Raw genomic sequence first — 16,049 nt, 5'->3', positions numbered from 1 at the left:
ACTGCGTCTCAAGCCAAGACTAAGCTCGAAGTCATATTTCGCATTGAAAGCTTTTCATGTCCGCCGATTCGTCTTCTTCCTGCGTTTGCGCCGTCGCGCCGCCGTCGTCCGAACCTCGTCTTCCCCCGGTCAAGCTGCAGGCCGGCACCGCCGAATTCCGCGCCACGGCGCGGGCGATGTTCGTCGGCGGCTATTGCACCTTCGCCATGCTCTACGGCGCTCAGCCGCTGATGCCCATGTTCGCCCAGGATTTCGCCCTGTCGCCGGCCGCCTCCAGCGGCGTGGTGTCCCTGGCCACCGGCAGCCTGGCGCTGAGCCTGATTCCCGCCGGCCTGCTGGCGGACCGGCTGGGCCGACGGCCCTTGATGAACGCGGCGCTGGCGCTGGGCGCGTTGCTGATGCTGTTGTCGGCGCTGGCGGACAGCTTCCAGCATTTGCTGTGGCTGCGCGCGGCTTTCGGCGTGGCCCTGGCCGGCTTGCCGGCGGTGGCGATGACGTATTTGAGCGAAGAGGTGGACGCCAAATCGCTGGGCCACTCGATGGGCCTGTACATCGCCGGCAACGCGCTGGGCGGGATGAGCGGCCGTTTCATCGCCTCCTTGCTGGCCGATCACCTGGGCTGGCGCTGGGCGCTGCTGACGCTGGCCTTGCTCGGCGTGGCCGGCGCCTGGCTGTTCTGGCGCAACCTGCCGCCGTCGCGCCATTTCCAGCCGCGCCGGCACGATCTGGGCCGCATGTGGCGGGAAGCCAAGGCCTTGTTCCGCGACGCCGGTCTGCCCTGGCTGTTCGTCAGCGCCTTTCTGTTGTCCGGCTGCTTCGTCAGCTTGTACAACTACCTGGGTTTCCGTCTGTTGGCCGCGCCGTTCAATATGAGCCAGAGCCTGCTGGGGCTGGTGTTCTCGCTGTACATCGTCGGCGTCTGGTCGTCGGCCTGGGTCGGCAAGTTGTCGGACCGTCTGGGCCGGCGCAATGTGCTGTGGCTGATGGTGCTGGCCATGTTGCTGGGGCTGGCGCTGACCTTGAGCGACCACATCGTTGCGCTGGTGGCCGGCATCGCCCTGTTCACCTTCGGTTTCTTCGCCGGCCATTCGGTGGCCAGCAGCTGGGTGGGGCTGCGGGCGCGGCAGGGGCGGGCCTTGGCCTCGGCCATTTATCTGAGCGCCTACTATCTGGGCTCCAGCCTGGTGGGGTCTTTGTCCGGCCTGATGTGGGGGCGGGGCGGCTGGCAGGGCGTGGCCGCGGTGCTGGCGGCCAGCCTGACGGCGATGCTGGCGATCAGCCTGGGGTTGCGGCGGCTGCAGCCCTTGCCGCAAGCTTGATGATGAAAACGGAAAAACCCCGCGGCGATGATTCGGCGCGGGGTTTTTTGACATGCGGGAGGCTTACTGGATGATGCCGCCGCCCAGGCAGACGTCGCCGTCGTAGAGCACGGCGGACTGGCCGGGGGTGACCGCCCATTGCTTGTCGCGGAAGGTCAGCGTGGCCTGGCCGTCGACGATGGCGGACAGATTGCAGCCGGCGTCGGCCATCCGGTAGCGGTTCTTGGCCGCGTATTCGCCGGCCGCCGGCGGCGCGGGCAGCGTCCAGCTCAGGTCCGCCATCGCCAGCGTCGGCTTCAGCAGCAGCGGGTGGTCATGGCCTTGCACCACGATCAGTCTGTTGCCGGGAATGTCCTTGCCGGCGACGAACCACGGCTCGCCGGTGCCGTCGCGCGCGCCGCCTATGTTCAGCCCCTTGCGCTGGCCCAGGGTGTAATACATCAGGCCGATGTGCTCGCCCACCACCTTGCCGTCCGGCAGGATCATCTCGCCGGGCTTGGTGGGCAGATAGCGTTGCAGGAACTCGCGGAACGGCCGCTCGCCGATGAAGCAGATGCCGGTGGAGTCCTTCTTGGCCGCGGTGGGCAGGCCGGCTTCCTCGGCCAGCTTGCGCACCTCGGTCTTGCGGATGTCGCCTAGCGGGAAAATGGCCTTGGCCAGCTGATGCTGCTGCAGCCGGTACAGGAAGTAGCTCTGATCCTTGGTGTGGTCCACCGCCTTCATCAGATAGTGGGTGCCGTCCTGTTCCAACTTGCGCGCGTAGTGGCCGGTGGCGATGCAGTCGGCGCCCAGTTCCATCGCGTAGTCGAGGAAGGCCTTGAACTTGATTTCGGCGTTGCACAGCACGTCGGGATTGGGCGTGCGGCCGGCGGAGTACTCCTTCAAGAAGTAGGAGAACACGCGGTCCTTGTACTCCTTGGCGAAGTTGACGATTTCCATGTCGATGCCGACGATGTCGGCCACGCTCATCGCGTCCAGCGCGTCCTGCTTGATCGAGCAGTACTCGTCGTCGTTGTCGTCTTCCCAGTTCTGCATGAAGACGCCGATCACCTCGTGCCCCTGCTGCTTCAGCAGCGAGGCGGTCACCGAGGAGTCCACGCCGCCGGACATGCCGACGACAATTCTTTTCTTACCCGTCACGGGGAATATCCTTCCATCCAAATATCGAGGGCAAGCACCACCGGGGCTTGCCCAAAGTCCTTGAACCAGCTGTCCACCGCCCAGTCCTGGCCGGAGAGCATGTCGCGCAGCACCGCGGTGTAATGCAGGTCGAGCAGGCGCGGCGCGCGCCAGGCCGGTTTGCCCACCGTGTGGTATTGCAGCCAGCCGTGATCCTGCAGATAGGTGAGGAAGGTGGTGACGTTGCTGCTGTGGTCCACGCAGTCCATGCGGCCTTCGGCGGGCCCGTCGCGGAAATTGCCGCCCTTGTCCTGCCAGATCGGCAGCGTGCGCGCGGCGATGTGGTAAAGCGCGGTGACGGCGTCGCTGACGGCGGAACGTTCGGTTTCCGGGCTGTCGGCGGCGGACAGGCGGGCGGCGAGCCAGGCGTCGGCCTCGGCGGAGATGTCTACGTAGGCATGTCTGGAACAGCCGTAATGGTAGCAGATATTGATAGCGCTGGCTTGCGCGGCCCATGGGAAGGCGGCCAGCAGAGCCAATAGGAAAGACAATGATCTCAAGGACATGCCGGCTCCGGGCGGTGGGCTGAGGCGGCCGCTAACGGCCCAGATGGTGGATCAGCGCCAAGGGGTGGCGCTTGCCGGAGCGGTAGTCGTCCAGGCATTGCTGCACCACCGGGCTGCGATGCTGGCCGCGCAGCGCGACGATGTCCTCGTGGCTCAGCCATTGCGCGGACAGGATGCCCTCGTCCAGCCGCGGGTAGTCCTCGCGGCGCAAGGGGTGGCCGTAGAAGGCGAAGCGCAGATAGGTGATGTCGCTGTTGGGGCGGTCCACCAGGTAAATGCCCACCAGGCCCAAGGGCCGGAAGTGCCAGCCGGTTTCCTCCAGCACTTCGCGCTTCACCGCGTCTTCCAGCGTTTCGCCGTATTCCAGGTGGCCGGCGGGCTGGTTGAAGCAGATGCCGTCGCTGGTCAGCTCCTCCACCATCAGGTAGCGCCCGTCCAGCTCAATGACTGCCGCAACTGTCGCATTTGGTTTCCACTGCGTCATGGTCTGCGCTTTCTTGTTGACAATGATTCTTGTTTGAATCTATATTCGTTGATAACGATTCTCGATTACTTTAACTCAATCACGAGTTAATTCACCACCGGAACTGCCATGTACGTTTGCCTCTGCCACGCCGTAACTGACAAGCAAATCCGCGAAGCGGTGCACAACGGCGCGACCCGCATGTGCGATCTGAGCCGCGAGCTTGGGGTGGCGACCGATTGCGGCAAATGCGCCTGCATGGCTAACCAACTTCGCAAGGAGGCTGTCCACGCGCTTGGTCCGGCTTCGACCGCGCGCAGCGCCGCTTAATTCCTGACCCCCGCCTGTTGCTTAGTCTCGGCCAAGGCCGGGCGAACTGCAAATCCCCCACGCACCGCGTCAAGCGGGGCGAAGTCCCTTATTTTGGCTTTGACAACTTGAGACTGGCGCGCGCTATGTCATAATGGAAGAATCATTTCTTCCCGGAGAGCGCGATGCAAGGCGATAAAAAAGTTATCAAGTATCTGAACCAGATCCTCAAGAACGAACTGACCGCGATCAACCAGTACTTCCTGCATGCCCGCATGTACAAGAACTGGGGTTTGAAGAAACTCAACGAACACGAGTACCACGAGTCCATCGACGAGATGAAGCACGCCGATACCTTGATCGAGCGCGTGCTGTTTCTGGAGGGCTTGCCGAATTTGCAGGACCTGGGCAAGCTGCATATCGGCGAGAATCCGAAGGAAATGCTGGAGTGCGATCTGAAGCTGGAGATGGACGCGCTGCCCTTGTTGCGCGAAGCCATCGCCTACTGTGAAAGCGCCAAGGACTACGTGACCCGGGACATGTTGGAAGACATCCTGGAGAGCGAGGAAGAGCACGTGGACTGGCTAGAGACGCAGCTGGGCCTGATCGAAAGCGTGGGCCTGCAGAACTACCTGCAAAGCCAGATGCACGACAACGACTGAGCGCCGCTGGGTTTAGACCGGGTCGGAAAAGAAAAAGGGCTGTCGCAAGACAGCCCTTTTTGCGTGCGGCGTCCGCCGCCTTATTTCTTCTTGCCGGCGCTCTTGTCGGCGCTGGGCTGAGAGGCGTCGCGCGGCGCTTCCGCCTCGATTTCCTCCCAGGGCAAGGCCACTTTCTTCTTATTGATGGTCAGCACGCCGCCGCCGTAATTGAGTTCGGTGTTGAGCTGGCCTTTGTCCTCCACGAGGTACTGTTCGCTCTTCCACTGCGCCAACTGGCTGTCCAGCAGGTTCTTGGCCAGGTCTTCCACTTCCTTCATATTGGGCTGGTCTTCGGCGCTCTGGTCGACGGTGAACAGGGTGCGCGCCTGGGCGATCACCAGGTCTTCCAGCGTCTGGCGCGGCAGGCTGAGCTTGGCGTCCACTTCGAAGCGCCTGATGAACTGCGCGGCGTCGTTGAGATCGGCCGGCTGCAGGCCCTTGACGCCCAGGCTGCCTTCCAGCTTGGCTTCGCCGTTGGGCATTTTCAGGTAGAACTCGTTGATCACCAGCTTGGGGTCGTTCTGCAGCAGCGGAATCCCGTTCTTCTTGATGGTGTCGATGTATTGCTTGCGCAGCAGCGCCGGGTCCACGCCTTCGAAAGGGATCTGGCCGATGGCCTGGTCCAGCTTGACCAGCGTCGGGCCGTGCAGATGGTTGGCCGAAATGTCCAGGCGCATCGGACCGTAGCGGTGGTCGTTGAAGTTGAACTCGGCGAAGTTCAGCTTGCCGCGGGTGTTGACGTAGTCGTCCTGCTCGCTGGTGACGATCTGGTAGCGGAAATCCTTCAGCGTCACGGCCGACGGCTTGAATTCGCCGGAGGGGTTGATGAATTCGCCGACGCGCACGCGGGTCATCAGATAGACCAGCTCATTGAGCTTGATGCTGTAGGGCACGCTTTCGCGCGAGTTGAGCCGGACATTGCCCACGGTCAGCTCGCTGGTGCCCAGCTTGACGCCGGTGCTGCCAGGGCGGATGTCGGAAACGTAGCGCACGCCGTCGAAGGCGACGGTTCCCTTGCTGGCGGCTTCCAGCAGGAAGCCGGGCGACAGCGCCTCGGTCTTGTATTCTTTGTAGCCGTTGGCGTAGTCGAGCTTCAGGTCGAAGCCCTTCCATTTCATCTTCACGCCTGACAGCGCTTCCTCGTAGTCGAAGGCGGGGACCTTGACGTCCAGTTCGCCGCCGCCGCCGAAGCCCAGGCGGTTGAAGATGGTGATGGGTTCCTTGTCGCCGAAGAAGCTGGCCAGCGTCTTGCGGGTGGAGTCGCTCATCGCGAACTCGGTGCGCACCAGCGCGCGGCCGGGCCGGAAGTCGAAATCGCCGATGCCGGGGAGGGGGCCGTGCTTGACGTGGTTGGTGAACTTGATGGTGGCGTTCAACAAGGGCTTCACATTGTCGGGCAGCATGTTTTCATACGGGCCGGACAAGTGGCGGTTGAACACCAGTTCCGTGGTTTCCGTGGAGGAGAACCAACCGCGTTGGTAGCTGTGGGATTTGACTTTGAACAGCGGCAGGTCGGCCAGCATCTTGTGCTGTTCCTGCAAGGTCTGCTCCGCCTTGACGCCGGCCCACAGGGTCGCGCCTCCATACAGAACGAACAGGCCACCGAGGGTGGCGCCGGCAATGATCAGACGACGATTTGGCAACACTAGCGCTTTTTCTTAACTAGGATGGAATGAGGCCCTATGGTACACCATCGTCCGGCGCTTGCGTTACTGGCGGCGCGTGAACCGAGGGGCGTTTGCGCGGTCCAAATTCGCGTTTGCGGCGGCGGGCCGCCGGAACAACCGCAAAACGGTCTGACATCGGCGGACCGCTTGTATAGAATAGAGTCTTTCTTCTAGATTGATTTACGAGGCGCGATTAGTACATGAATTGGATAAACGGCGTGCTTGACCTCCCCTGGTGGGGCTATATCGTGGTCGCTTTGGCGCTGACCCACGTCACCATCGCATCGGTCACCATCTTTCTGCATCGTCACCAAGCGCACCGCGCGCTCGATCTGCATCCCATCCCCAGCCACTTCTTCCGTTTCTGGCTGTGGCTGACCACCGGCATGGTCACCAAGCAATGGGCGGCCATCCACCGCAAGCACCACGCCAAGTGCGAGACCGCGGACGATCCGCACAGCCCGCAGGTGCTGGGCATCAAGAAGGTGTTGTGGGAAGGCGCTGAGCTGTACCGCGGCGCTTGCAAGGATCAGGCCATCATGGACAAGTTCGGCCACGGCACGCCGGACGACTGGCTGGAGCGCAATGTCTACACCCGCCACAGCGCCAAGGGCATCGTGTTGATGCTGATCATCAATCTGGTGCTGTTCGGGCCGGCGGGGCTGACGATCTGGGCGGTGCAGATGATCTGGATTCCGTTCTGGGCGGCCGGGGTGATCAACGGCATCGGTCACTTCTGGGGCTACCGCAACTTCGAGAACGAGGACGCGTCCACCAATATCTTCCCCTGGGGCATCCTGGTGGGCGGCGAGGAGCTGCACAACAACCACCATACCTTCGGCACCTCGGCCAAGCTGTCGTATAAATGGTACGAGTTCGACATCGGCTGGATGTATATCCGCATTCTGGAAATCCTGGGCCTGGCCAAGGTGCGCAAGGTGGCGCCGCGGCTGGCCGAGGACGCTTCGCGTCCGCAGCTGGATCTGGAGCATCTGCAGGCCATCATTTCCAATCGCTACGCCATCGCTTCCCGTTACGCGCGGGAGTTGAAGGAGGTGTACCGCAGCGAGCTGGACAAGATCAATCTGCCGGATTGCAACAAGCTGAGCGGCAAGATGAAGGTGTGGCTGAAGCAGGACGCCAAGGACACGCCGGAGACCGAGCGCCTGCAGTTGGCCACCTTGCTGGAGCACAGCCAGGTGTTGGCCACGGTGTATTCGATGCGCCAGGAACTGACCCGTTTGTGGGAGCGCTCCACGCTGAGCCGCGAGCAACTGCTCAAGGAGCTGCAGGATTGGTGCACCCGCGCCGAGGCTTCCGGCATCGCCGCCTTGCAGCGCTTCTCGATGAGCTTGCGTCAGGCCGCGATCGTTTAAGCCGCTTAGGCTAGATGAAAACCCGCAGCGCGCTGCGGGTTTTTTTGCGTCCGCGCGGGCTGGAGGAAGCGGACGGATAGACTCGTTTTTTATATAAAAATAAGAAATAAAATTTATATTTGTAATAATAATTGGAAATATAATGTGGCCATGTTGATGCAACTCTGCGAGATGGACATGGCCACACTGCAATTGACCGAGGGGGCGAGCGATCTGCCCTATATTCATGGTTTTTCCGCCACCGAGCAGGCGCGGCTGGTGCGCCAGGCGCGCTTCTCCGAGTCCGTGGTGTACCGGGACATCGATTTCTCCGGCGTCGGCCAACTGCTGGAAGTGGGGTGCGGCGTCGGCGCGCAGACCGAGATCCTGTTGCGGCGTTACCCCGACCTGGAAGTCACCGGCGTCGACTTCAGCCAGCGCCAGCTGGCGGTGGCGCGTCAGCGCTTGCAAGGCAGCCCGTGGCAGGACCGCGCCCGGCTGTTGCATATGGACGCCGAGGACCTGGATTTCCAGCCGGCCAGCTTCGACGCCGCCTTTCTGTGCTGGGTGCTGGAGCATGTGCTGTCGCCGGAGCGGGTGCTGGCCGAGGTGCGCCGCGTCTTGAAGCCGGGCGCGCGGCTGTACGCCACCGAGGCGATGAACGCCTCCTTCTTCCTGTCGCCGTATTCCTCTCATCTGCAGCAATACTGGCTGGCCTTCAACGACCATCAGCTGGCGGTGGGCGGCGATCCCTTCGTCGGCGCCAAGCTGGGCAATATGCTGCTGCGGCTGGGCTTCCGCCATGTCGAAACCCAGGTCAAGACCTGGCATCTGGACAGCCGCGATCCGCACCGCCGCCAGCAAGTGCTGGATTACTGGACCGAGCTGCTGCTGTCGGCCGCGGATCAGCTGATCGAGGCGGGCCGGGTGGACGCCGCCTTGGTGGCGGCGATGACGCGGGAGCTGAGACAGTTGCGCAGCAATCCCGAGCTGGTGTTTTTCTATAGTTTTCTGCAAGCCACCGCCGTGGTGTGAGGCGGCGTTTTTTTTATTTTCGATATAACTACAAGTTGTTAAAAACAATATTTATATGCGGTAGCTAGGAGATTTCAATATGCAAGACCAATCCGTTTTGTCCTTGATCGGCAACACGCCGCTGGTGAAGGTGGCGCATCTGGACACCGGCCTGTGCGAGCTGTATTTGAAACTGGAAAGCCACAATCCGGGCGGTTCGATCAAGGACCGGGTGGCGTTGTCCATGATTGCCGCGGCCGAGCGCGAGGGCAAGCTGAAGCCGGGCGGCACCATCGTCGAGGCCACCGCCGGCAACACCGGCCTGGGCCTGGCGCTGGTGGCCGCGCAAAAAGGCTACCGGCTGGTGCTGGTGGTGCCGGACAAGATGAGCCGGGAGAAAATTCTGCATCTGCAGGCCTTGGGCGCGGAAGTGGTGCTGACCCGTTCCGACGTGGGCAAGGGGCATCCGGAGTATTACCAGGACCTGGCCGCGCGCATCGCCAGGGAAACGCCGGACGCTTACTACATCGACCAATTCAACAACCCGGCCAATCCGCTGGCGCATGAAACCGGCACCGGGCCGGAGATCTGGGAGCAGACGCGCCATGAGCTGGACGCGGTGGTGGTGGGCGTCGGCTCCAGCGGCACGCTGACCGGGCTGACCCGTTTCTTCAACCGCGAGGCGCCGCAGGTGGAAATCGTGCTGGCGGACCCGGTGGGCTCGGTGCTGGCCGACCACGTCGAGACCGGACGCCACGGCGAGGCCGGCAGCTGGTTGATAGAAGGCATAGGCGAGGACTTCATCCCGCCGCAGACCGATTTCAGCCTGGTCAAGCGCGCCTACCGCATCAGCGATCAGGAAAGCTTCGACAGCGCCCGGCTGCTGCTGAGCCGGGAGGGCATTCTGGCCGGTTCCTCGTCCGGCGCGCTGCTGGCGGCGGCCTTGCGCTATTGCCGCGCCCAGACCGAGCCCAAGCGCGTGGTGACGCTGGTGTGCGACAGCGGCAACAAGTATCTGTCCAAGATGTACAACGACGACTGGCTGGTGGACAACGGCCTGGTGGAACTGCCGCGGCTGGGCGATCTGACCGATCTGATCGTGCGCCGCCACGCCGACGGCAGCACCGTCTCCTGCCTCCCGGACGAGCCCTTGAACGTGGTGTACCAGCGCATGCGTCTGCACGATGTGTCGCAGTTGCCGGTGCTGGCCGACGACAAGGTGGTCGGCATCCTGGACGAGTGGGACCTGTTGTTGTCGGTTCACGGCGAGCCGGAAAACTTCCGTCAGAACGTGCGCAGCGCGATGACCAGCGAGGTGCGCACCCTGTCGCCGCGCGCTTCGCTGCAGGATCTGCTGCATATTTTCAACGACGGCCACGTCGCCCTGATGGTGGACGGCGAACGCTATCTGGGCCTGATCACCCAGGCGGATCTGCTGGCGTTCTGGCGCCGCCAGCCGCGCTCGCGCTCCATTTAAGCCCGCCCCAACCCAGGCCGGCCCGAACCGGGCCGGCCATTCGCATTGAGAGAACACGCGATGACCGATTTCAACACTTTGTCCATCACCGCCGGCCTGCATCAGGATGCGTTCGGCGCGGTGATCCCGCCTATCTACGCCACCTCCACCTATCGGCAGCACGCGCCGGGCGAACACAGCGGCTACGAGTATTCCCGCTCGCAGAACCCGACGCGGGAGGCGCTGGAGCGCGCGCTGGCGGAGCTGGAGGACGGTGCGCGCGGCTACGCCTTCCCCTCCGGCCTGGCGGCCATCGCCACGGTGCTGGAGCTGTTGCCGGCCGGCAGTCATCTGATCGCGGTCAATGATCTGTACGGCGGCACTTACCGGCTGTTCGAGCGGGTGCGCAAGCAAAGCGCGCAGCTGGAGATCAGCTATGTGGCCTCGGAAGACCTCGACGCCTTGCGGGCGGCGATCCGGCCGAATACCCGCATGATCTGGGTGGAAACGCCGTCCAACCCCTTGACCCAGCTGGAGGACCTGGCGGCGGTTGCCGAGCTGGGGCGGCGGCACGGCCTGATCACGGTGGCGGACAACACCTTCGCCTCGCCGGTGGTGCAACGGCCGCTGGCTTTCGGCTTCGACATCGTCGTGCATTCCGCCACCAAGTATCTGAACGGCCATTCCGACGTGATCGCCGGCGCGGCGGTGGTCAGCCGCCAGCGGCCCGAGTTGGCCGAGCAGCTGGCCTTCCTGCACAACGCGGTGGGCGCGGTGCTGGACCCCTTCGCCAGCTTCCTGGTGCTGCGCGGTCTGCGCACGCTGGCCTTGCGGGTGGAGCGCCACAACAGCAATGCGCTGGCGGTGGCGCGTTGGCTGGAGGCTCAGCCGCAGGTGGAGCGGGTGTTGTATCCGGGCCTGACCAGCCATCCGCAGCATGAGCTGGCACGCAGGCAGATGCAGGGCTTCGGCGGCGTGGTGTCCTTCTATTTGAAAGGCGACGCCGAGGAGACGCGGCGGGTGCTGGCGCGCCTGAAGCTGTTCACGCTGGCGGAAAGCCTGGGCGGAGTGGAGAGCCTGGTGTGCCTGCCGGCGGCGATGACGCATGCGTCGATTCCGCTCGAGCGCCGGCGCGAGCTGGGCATCGCCGACAATCTGATCCGCCTGTCGGTGGGCATAGAGGGCGAGGCGGCGCTGATCGAGGACTTGCGCCAGGCATGGCAATAGCCGGCGCGGCCGGGTTAGAATCTTGGTCTTGATCCGACTCACCCAAGGGGAATCCGCATGAGCATTTATCGTCACAAGCAGGGCGCGCGTCTGGCCGAAGCCGTGGTCACCAGCGGCCTGGTCTTCCTGGCCGGCCAGGTGCCGGAAAACACCGACGCCGACGCCAAGGCGCAAACCGAGAACGTGCTGGGCCAGATCGACGCGCTGCTGGCGGAGCTGGGTTCGGACAAGAGCAAGATCGTCGACGTCACCATCTTCCTGGCCAGCCTCGCCGACTACGACGCGATGAACGCCGCCTGGGACGCCTGGGTGCCGGCCGGCCATGTGCCGGCGCGCGCCACGGTGGAGGCCAAGCTGGCCAATCCGGCCTGGAAGGTGGAGATCAAGCTGGTGGCCGAACGCTGAGAACGCGTCGCTCCGCCTGCCGCCCACGTCATTGGACGTGGGTTTTTTTTATCGATTTTAGCCGGCTGTCTGCTGGGCCAAAGGCCAGCAGGAAATAAGGATGGGCGTTTCTATAACCCTATTGGTCGCGGCGCAATGTCATTGTCATTGCGTCGCTTTGGTTTTTTCCAACCAGGAACGGAGCCCGAAATGAAACAAGCAGCCTTAGTGATGGCCGCGTTGGCGGCCTTGGCCGGCGGCGCGCAGGCGGAGTCGAAACCAGCGGAACCGCTGTTGCGTCAGGCGGCGGTCAAGGCCTTGCAGCCCATCTTGCCGCTGGCCAAGGGGGAGGCGGCGCTGGATATGCTGGTGGAGGTCAACCGCGACAGCGCCGACGGCGCTTGGGTGTTGGGGTCGGTGACCCAGCCGCTGCCGGTGATGACGACGATAGCGGCGATGGACCATGTGCCGGTGTCCCGGCTGTTTCTGGCGCGCCGCGACGCGCAGGGCTGGACGCTGGAGCTGGAAGGCAACCCGGGCTTCGCCGCGATGCTGACCCTGGCGCCGGCGGACTGGCTCAGCGCGGACGAGCGCCGCGCCTGGCGCAGCCAGCTGGCTCAGCCCGGACAGCCGTTCGCCCCCAACAGCACTGGCCTGGGCCTGCCGTGGCGGCAGGGCGCGGCCTGGCGCATGACCGGCGGCCCGCATGGCTATAGCGGCGAAAGCCAGCCTTACGATTCCATCGACTTCGCCGGCGGCGACGGCAGGGTGTTGGCGCCGCAGGCCGGGGTGATCTACAAGAGCTGCGTGCGCGGCGGCAGCGGCCTGGTCAAGCTGGTGCACGACAACGGCTTCTCGTCCACCTACTACCACATGATCAATCTGAACACGCTGGCGGACGGGACCCGGGTCAATCCGGGCGCTTATCTCGGCACCATAGGCAACGGCCTGCCATGCGGCGGCAGCACCACCGGCCCGCACGTGCACTTCTCCCTGCTGTATCAGGGCCGGGCCGAGCCGGTGAACGGCAAGCTGTTCGGCGGCTGGCAATTCTTCGCCGGCAGCCGCGCCTACCAGGGCTACGCCTTGCGCAACGGGACGCGGGTCAATGTCGGCGGCCTGCTGAACAATTACGGCGGCGGCGCGCCGGCGGGCGCCAGCGGGGTAGCGACGCCGGCTCAGGGCGAGGGGAAGGTGAATCTGCGCAGCGCGCCCAGCCTGAGCGCCGGCGTCACCGGCACGGTCAATCGCGGCGAAAGCGTCGCTTTGCAATGCCATGTGCGCGCCGAGGCGGTGGACGGGGTGTGGGGCCGCACCGATGTGTGGAACCGCACCCGCGGCGGCGACTGGATCAGCGACGGCTTCCTCGACACCGGCAGCAACGGGCCGGTGGTGCCTTTGTGCGCGTCGGCCAGCCGGCCGTGGTGAGCCATTAATAGGCGCCGTCGAAACGCAGGCCGGCGGGCACAGGCTCGCCGGCCTGGAAGGCGGCGACGGCGGCGCCCAGCTGTTCGGCCAGACCGGGCTGCTGGGCGTTGACCGGCACCAGGTCCAGGCTGCGCATCCAGGTCAGCTGGCGCTTGGCCAGCTGGCGGGTGGCGGCGACGCCCTTGTCGATGAAGCTTTGCTCGTCGCCGGCGCCGTCCAGATACTCCCAGGCCTGGCGGTAGCCGACGCAGCGCATTGACGGCAGATCCAGCGTCAGCGCCGGATAATCGGCGCGCAAGCGCCGCACTTCGGCCAGGAAGTCCTGCTCCAGCATCAGTTCGAAACGCTGGGCGATGCGCTGGTGCAGCCAGCCGCGCTCCGCCGGCACCAGGCCCAGCGACAGTAGGCGGAAGTCCGCCGCGGCCTCCTTGCCGCGCGCCAGCAGCCGCGACATCGGTTCGCCGCTGAGCAGGCAGACCTCCAGCGCGCGGTGGATGCGTTGCGAATCATTGGGGTTGAGGCGGGCGGCGGTGTCCGGGTCCAGCTGCGCCAGCCGCGCGTGCATCGCCGGCCAGCCGGCCTGGGCGGCCTCGGAGTCCAACTGAGCGCGCAGCGCGGCGTCGGCGCGCGGCAGGTCGGATAAACCCTCCAGCAAGGCCTTGTAATAGAGCATGGTGCCGCCCACCAGCAAGGGCAGCCGGCCGCGGCCGTTGATTTCTCGGATCAGCCGGTTGGCGTCGGCGTGGAACTGGGCGGCGGAATAGCTGTGCAGCGGGCTGATGATGTCGATCAGGTGATGGGGGCATTGCGCCATTTCGGCCGCGCTGGGCTTGGCGGTGCCGATGTCCATGTCGCGATAGACCAGCGCGGAGTCCACGCTGATGATTTCCACCGGAAAATGGCGGGCCAGTTCCAGCGCCAGGCCGGTTTTGCCGGAGGCGGTGGGGCCCATCAACAGGATGGCGTGCGGGAGGTCGTTCATGAGCGGGTCTTGCGGTTCAATCGATGGATTGTCGCATAAGCGGCCTATGCCCGGACAGCCCGCCCCGCGCTCAGGAGCCGGACTCGGGCGCCGGCAGCGCCCGCCGCCGGCTGGCGCGCCACCAGCCGCCCACGGTGATCAGGAACCACATGCACTGGTTGACGAAGGAGGCCAGGTTGAAGTGATTGGACAGCGATATCAGGATGCAGACCGGACCGAGCAGGTTCAGGACGAAATAGCGCGGCTCCGAGGTGCGCAGGCCCAATAGCTGGCTGCCCAGATAAGCGCCCAGATAGCTGATGACGCCGATCAGGCCGATGAGGTCGTACATGGCGAAGCTCCCGGGGCGGTATTTACAAGGGCAGCGCTTGCGCGTCGGCGGCGGCGGGTTCGCGGCCGGCCTGGTAGAAGGGCGCGTCCGAGCGCGGCAAGGGCGGCCGTTGGCGGATCTGGTCGGCGATCTTTTCCGCCATCATGATGGTGGGCGCGTTCAGGTTGCCGGTGACGATGCGCGGCATGATGGACGCGTCCACCACGCGCAGGCCGGACAGACCGTGCACGCGGCCCTGATGATCGACCACCGCCGTCGGGTCGTCGGCGCCGCCCATCTTGCAGCTGCCGGACGGGTGCAGCGCGGTTTCGGCATGGGTTTGGACGAAGCGGTCGATCTCGCTGTCGCTGCTCACCTTGTCGCCCGGCTGGATTTCCCGGCCGCGGAAGGCGGAGAGCGCGTTCTGGCCGATGATCTCGCGCGTCAGCCGCACCGCGGCGCGGAATTCCCGCCAGTCGGTGTCGTGGGCCATGTAGTTGAATTGCAGCCGCGGCGGGTCGCGCGGGTCGCGGCTGGCCAGTTTGACGTGGCCGACGCTGGGGGAGCGCATCGAGCCGACATGGCACTGGAAACCGTGCATCTTGACGGCGTGGCTGCCGTCGTAATTCACCGCCAGCGGCAGGAAATGGTATTGCAGATTGGGGAAGGCGAAGCGCTCGTCGCTGCGGATGAAGCCGCCGGCCTCGAAGTGATTGCTGGCGCCCAGACCGCTGCCGTCCAGATACCACTGGGCGCCGATGCGGGCCTTGTTCCACCAGCGCAGCGACGGATACAAGGACACCGGTCGCCGGCATTCGTACTGCAGATACATTTCCAGGTGGTCCTGCAGATTGGCGCCGACGCCGGGCAGGTGGGCGGCGACGGCGATGTCGTGGCGGCCGAGCTCGGCGGCGTCGCCGACGCCGGAGCGCAGCAGCAATTGCGGCGAGGCGATCGCGCCGTTGCAGACGATGACTTCGCGCAAGGCGCGGGCGCGCTGGCTGCGGCCGCCCTGTAGGTATTGCACGCCGACGGCGCGCGCGCCGTCGAACAGGACGCGGTCCGCCAGCGCGCGGGTTTTTACTGAAAGGTTGGCGCGCTCGCGGGCGGCGTCCAGATAGGCCAGCGACACGCTGCAGCGCCGTCCCCGGGCGGTGGTGGTGCGGTCCATCGGGCCGAAGCCTTCCTGACGGTAGCCGTTCAGGTCGTCGGTGCGCGCGTAGCCGGCTTGTTCGCCGGCCTGGATGAAGGCTTCGAACAGGGGGCTGACGTCGGCCTTGGGCGTGGTGACGTGCAGCGGCCCGTCGCCGCCGTGATAGTCGTCGGCGCCCTTGTCATAGGTTTCCGCCTTGCGGAAATAGGGCAGGCAGTCGGCGTAGCTCCAGTCGCTGAGCCCGGGCAGTTCGGCCCAGCCCTGATAGTCCAGCGCGTTGCCGCGGATATAGACCATGCCGTTGATCAGCGAGGAGCCGCCCAGGCCCTTGCCGCGCGCCTGGGCCATGCGGCGTCCGCCCATATGCGGCTCCGGCTCGGTCTGGTAGGCCCAGTTGTAGGTGCTGCCTTGCAGGGGGTAGGCCAACGCCGCCGGCATCTGGGTGCGCCAGTCCAGCCGCCAGTCCGGGCCGCCGGCCTCCAGCAGCAGCACGCTGACGTCGCTGTCCTCGCTCAGCCGCGCCGCCAGCACGCCGCCGGCGGAGCCGGCGCCGACGATGATGTAGTCGTATTCCTGAGTGGTGTTCATCTTGTTTC

Annotated in this window: 16 protein-coding genes; 9 read left to right on the top strand and 7 right to left on the bottom strand. The window is 64.8% G+C overall.

Annotated elements, in window-relative coordinates; genetic code table 11:
• Positions 1-56: 56 nt before the first annotated feature.
• Entirely contained in the window at positions 57-1,319 is a 1,263-nt protein-coding gene (locus VK98_RS15845) for an MFS transporter (RefSeq protein WP_048414967.1), read from the top strand.
• Between the two features lie 63 nt (positions 1,320-1,382).
• Here the strand turns inward: VK98_RS15845 and mnmA are convergent, their stop codons facing one another.
• From mnmA to VK98_RS15830, 3 genes are read right to left on the bottom strand one after another with little or no spacing between them, the layout of a single operon-like run.
• Positions 1,383-2,459 (bottom strand): tRNA 2-thiouridine(34) synthase MnmA, encoded by a 1,077-nt coding sequence (gene mnmA, locus VK98_RS15840; protein ID WP_048414966.1) that lies wholly within the window; start codon positions 2,457-2,459, stop codon positions 1,383-1,385.
• The gene (locus tag VK98_RS15835; RefSeq protein ID WP_231589299.1) at positions 2,456-3,004 is read right to left on the bottom strand and encodes a hypothetical protein; all 549 of its coding nucleotides are present in this window, start codon (positions 3,002-3,004) and stop codon (positions 2,456-2,458) included. The genes mnmA and VK98_RS15835 overlap by 4 nt, the downstream gene beginning before the upstream one ends.
• Before the next feature lie 31 nt (positions 3,005-3,035).
• Complete coding sequence (locus VK98_RS15830) at positions 3,036-3,488, bottom strand: NUDIX hydrolase (protein WP_048414964.1); 453 nt, start codon at positions 3,486-3,488, stop codon at positions 3,036-3,038.
• A gap of 108 nt (positions 3,489-3,596) precedes the next feature.
• On the opposite strand from VK98_RS15830, the gene VK98_RS24500 reads away from it, so the two are divergent.
• Together VK98_RS24500 and bfr are read left to right on the top strand one after the other, a co-directional pair.
• Positions 3,597-3,797, top strand: coding sequence for a bacterioferritin-associated ferredoxin (locus tag VK98_RS24500; RefSeq protein WP_019103980.1), 201 nt, complete (start codon positions 3,597-3,599; stop codon positions 3,795-3,797).
• 164 nt (positions 3,798-3,961) lie between these two features.
• Entirely contained in the window at positions 3,962-4,438 is a 477-nt protein-coding gene (gene bfr, locus VK98_RS15820; protein WP_048414963.1) for a bacterioferritin, read from the top strand.
• A gap of 80 nt (positions 4,439-4,518) precedes the next feature.
• On the opposite strand, the gene VK98_RS15815 is transcribed toward bfr, so the two are convergent.
• A complete protein-coding gene (locus VK98_RS15815) occupies positions 4,519-6,123 on the bottom strand; it encodes a YdgA family protein (RefSeq protein WP_048414962.1) in 1,605 nt (534 codons plus the stop codon).
• Positions 6,124-6,344: 221 nt separating this feature from the next.
• On the opposite strand from VK98_RS15815, the gene VK98_RS15810 reads away from it, so the two are divergent.
• From VK98_RS15810 to VK98_RS15785, 6 genes are all read left to right on the top strand, one after another.
• The gene (locus tag VK98_RS15810; protein WP_048414961.1) at positions 6,345-7,520 is read left to right on the top strand and encodes a fatty acid desaturase; all 1,176 of its coding nucleotides are present in this window, start codon (positions 6,345-6,347) and stop codon (positions 7,518-7,520) included.
• A 150-nt stretch (positions 7,521-7,670) separates the two neighbouring features.
• Positions 7,671-8,534, top strand: a complete 864-nt coding sequence (locus VK98_RS15805) for a class I SAM-dependent methyltransferase (RefSeq protein ID WP_231589297.1) — start codon at positions 7,671-7,673, stop codon at positions 8,532-8,534.
• Positions 8,535-8,613: 79 nt separating this feature from the next.
• Complete coding sequence (locus tag VK98_RS15800) at positions 8,614-9,990, top strand: cystathionine beta-synthase (protein ID WP_048414960.1); 1,377 nt, start codon at positions 8,614-8,616, stop codon at positions 9,988-9,990.
• A 60-nt stretch (positions 9,991-10,050) separates the two neighbouring features.
• The gene (locus VK98_RS15795; protein ID WP_048414959.1) at positions 10,051-11,196 is read left to right on the top strand and encodes a PLP-dependent aspartate aminotransferase family protein; all 1,146 of its coding nucleotides are present in this window, start codon (positions 10,051-10,053) and stop codon (positions 11,194-11,196) included.
• A gap of 57 nt (positions 11,197-11,253) precedes the next feature.
• Positions 11,254-11,601, top strand: coding sequence for a RidA family protein (locus VK98_RS15790; protein ID WP_048414958.1), 348 nt, complete (start codon positions 11,254-11,256; stop codon positions 11,599-11,601).
• A 189-nt stretch (positions 11,602-11,790) separates the two neighbouring features.
• Positions 11,791-13,008, top strand: coding sequence for a M23 family metallopeptidase (locus VK98_RS15785; RefSeq protein WP_197083071.1), 1,218 nt, complete (start codon positions 11,791-11,793; stop codon positions 13,006-13,008).
• Between the two features lie 4 nt (positions 13,009-13,012).
• On the opposite strand, the gene miaA is transcribed toward VK98_RS15785, so the two are convergent.
• From miaA to betA, 3 genes are all read right to left on the bottom strand, one after another.
• Positions 13,013-13,990 carry a tRNA (adenosine(37)-N6)-dimethylallyltransferase MiaA gene (gene miaA, locus VK98_RS15780; protein WP_048414956.1) on the bottom strand — a complete coding sequence of 326 codons (978 nt, stop codon included), beginning with the start codon at positions 13,988-13,990 and terminating at the stop codon, positions 13,013-13,015.
• A 70-nt stretch (positions 13,991-14,060) separates the two neighbouring features.
• Positions 14,061-14,321: a hypothetical protein gene (locus VK98_RS15775; protein ID WP_048414955.1), complete on the bottom strand. Its 261-nt coding sequence runs from the start codon at positions 14,319-14,321 to the stop codon at positions 14,061-14,063.
• A gap of 22 nt (positions 14,322-14,343) precedes the next feature.
• Positions 14,344-16,041 (bottom strand): choline dehydrogenase, encoded by a 1,698-nt coding sequence (gene betA, locus VK98_RS15770; protein ID WP_048414954.1) that lies wholly within the window; start codon positions 16,039-16,041, stop codon positions 14,344-14,346.
• Positions 16,042-16,049 lie beyond the last annotated feature (8 nt).

This window comes from Chromobacterium sp. LK11, from assembly GCF_001043705.1.
Lineage (GTDB): Bacteria > Pseudomonadota > Gammaproteobacteria > Burkholderiales > Chromobacteriaceae > Chromobacterium > Chromobacterium alkanivorans.
The sequence above is the reverse complement of the archived record's forward strand: the minus strand, read 5'-3'. Positions and strand labels throughout refer to the sequence as shown.

Bases quoted from the DNA above. Each gene is read 5' to 3' on its own strand.
- VK98_RS15845 (WP_048414967.1), top strand. From the start codon at position 57: ATGTCCGCCGATTCGTCTTCTTCCTGCGTTTGCGCCGTCGCGCCGCCG.
- VK98_RS15835 (WP_231589299.1), bottom strand. From the start codon at position 3,004: ATGTCCTTGAGATCATTGTCTTTCCTATTGGCTCTGCTGGCCGCCTTC.
- VK98_RS15830 (WP_048414964.1), bottom strand. From the start codon at position 3,488: ATGACGCAGTGGAAACCAAATGCGACAGTTGCGGCAGTCATTGAGCTG.
- VK98_RS24500 (WP_019103980.1), top strand. From the start codon at position 3,597: ATGTACGTTTGCCTCTGCCACGCCGTAACTGACAAGCAAATCCGCGAA.
- bfr (WP_048414963.1), top strand. From the start codon at position 3,962: ATGCAAGGCGATAAAAAAGTTATCAAGTATCTGAACCAGATCCTCAAG.
- VK98_RS15810 (WP_048414961.1), top strand. From the start codon at position 6,345: ATGAATTGGATAAACGGCGTGCTTGACCTCCCCTGGTGGGGCTATATC.
- VK98_RS15805 (WP_231589297.1), top strand. From the start codon at position 7,671: ATGTTGATGCAACTCTGCGAGATGGACATGGCCACACTGCAATTGACC.
- VK98_RS15800 (WP_048414960.1), top strand. From the start codon at position 8,614: ATGCAAGACCAATCCGTTTTGTCCTTGATCGGCAACACGCCGCTGGTG.
- VK98_RS15795 (WP_048414959.1), top strand. From the start codon at position 10,051: ATGACCGATTTCAACACTTTGTCCATCACCGCCGGCCTGCATCAGGAT.
- VK98_RS15790 (WP_048414958.1), top strand. From the start codon at position 11,254: ATGAGCATTTATCGTCACAAGCAGGGCGCGCGTCTGGCCGAAGCCGTG.
- VK98_RS15785 (WP_197083071.1), top strand. From the start codon at position 11,791: ATGAAACAAGCAGCCTTAGTGATGGCCGCGTTGGCGGCCTTGGCCGGC.
- miaA (WP_048414956.1), bottom strand. From the start codon at position 13,990: ATGAACGACCTCCCGCACGCCATCCTGTTGATGGGCCCCACCGCCTCC.
- VK98_RS15775 (WP_048414955.1), bottom strand. From the start codon at position 14,321: ATGTACGACCTCATCGGCCTGATCGGCGTCATCAGCTATCTGGGCGCT.
- betA (WP_048414954.1), bottom strand. From the start codon at position 16,041: ATGAACACCACTCAGGAATACGACTACATCATCGTCGGCGCCGGCTCC.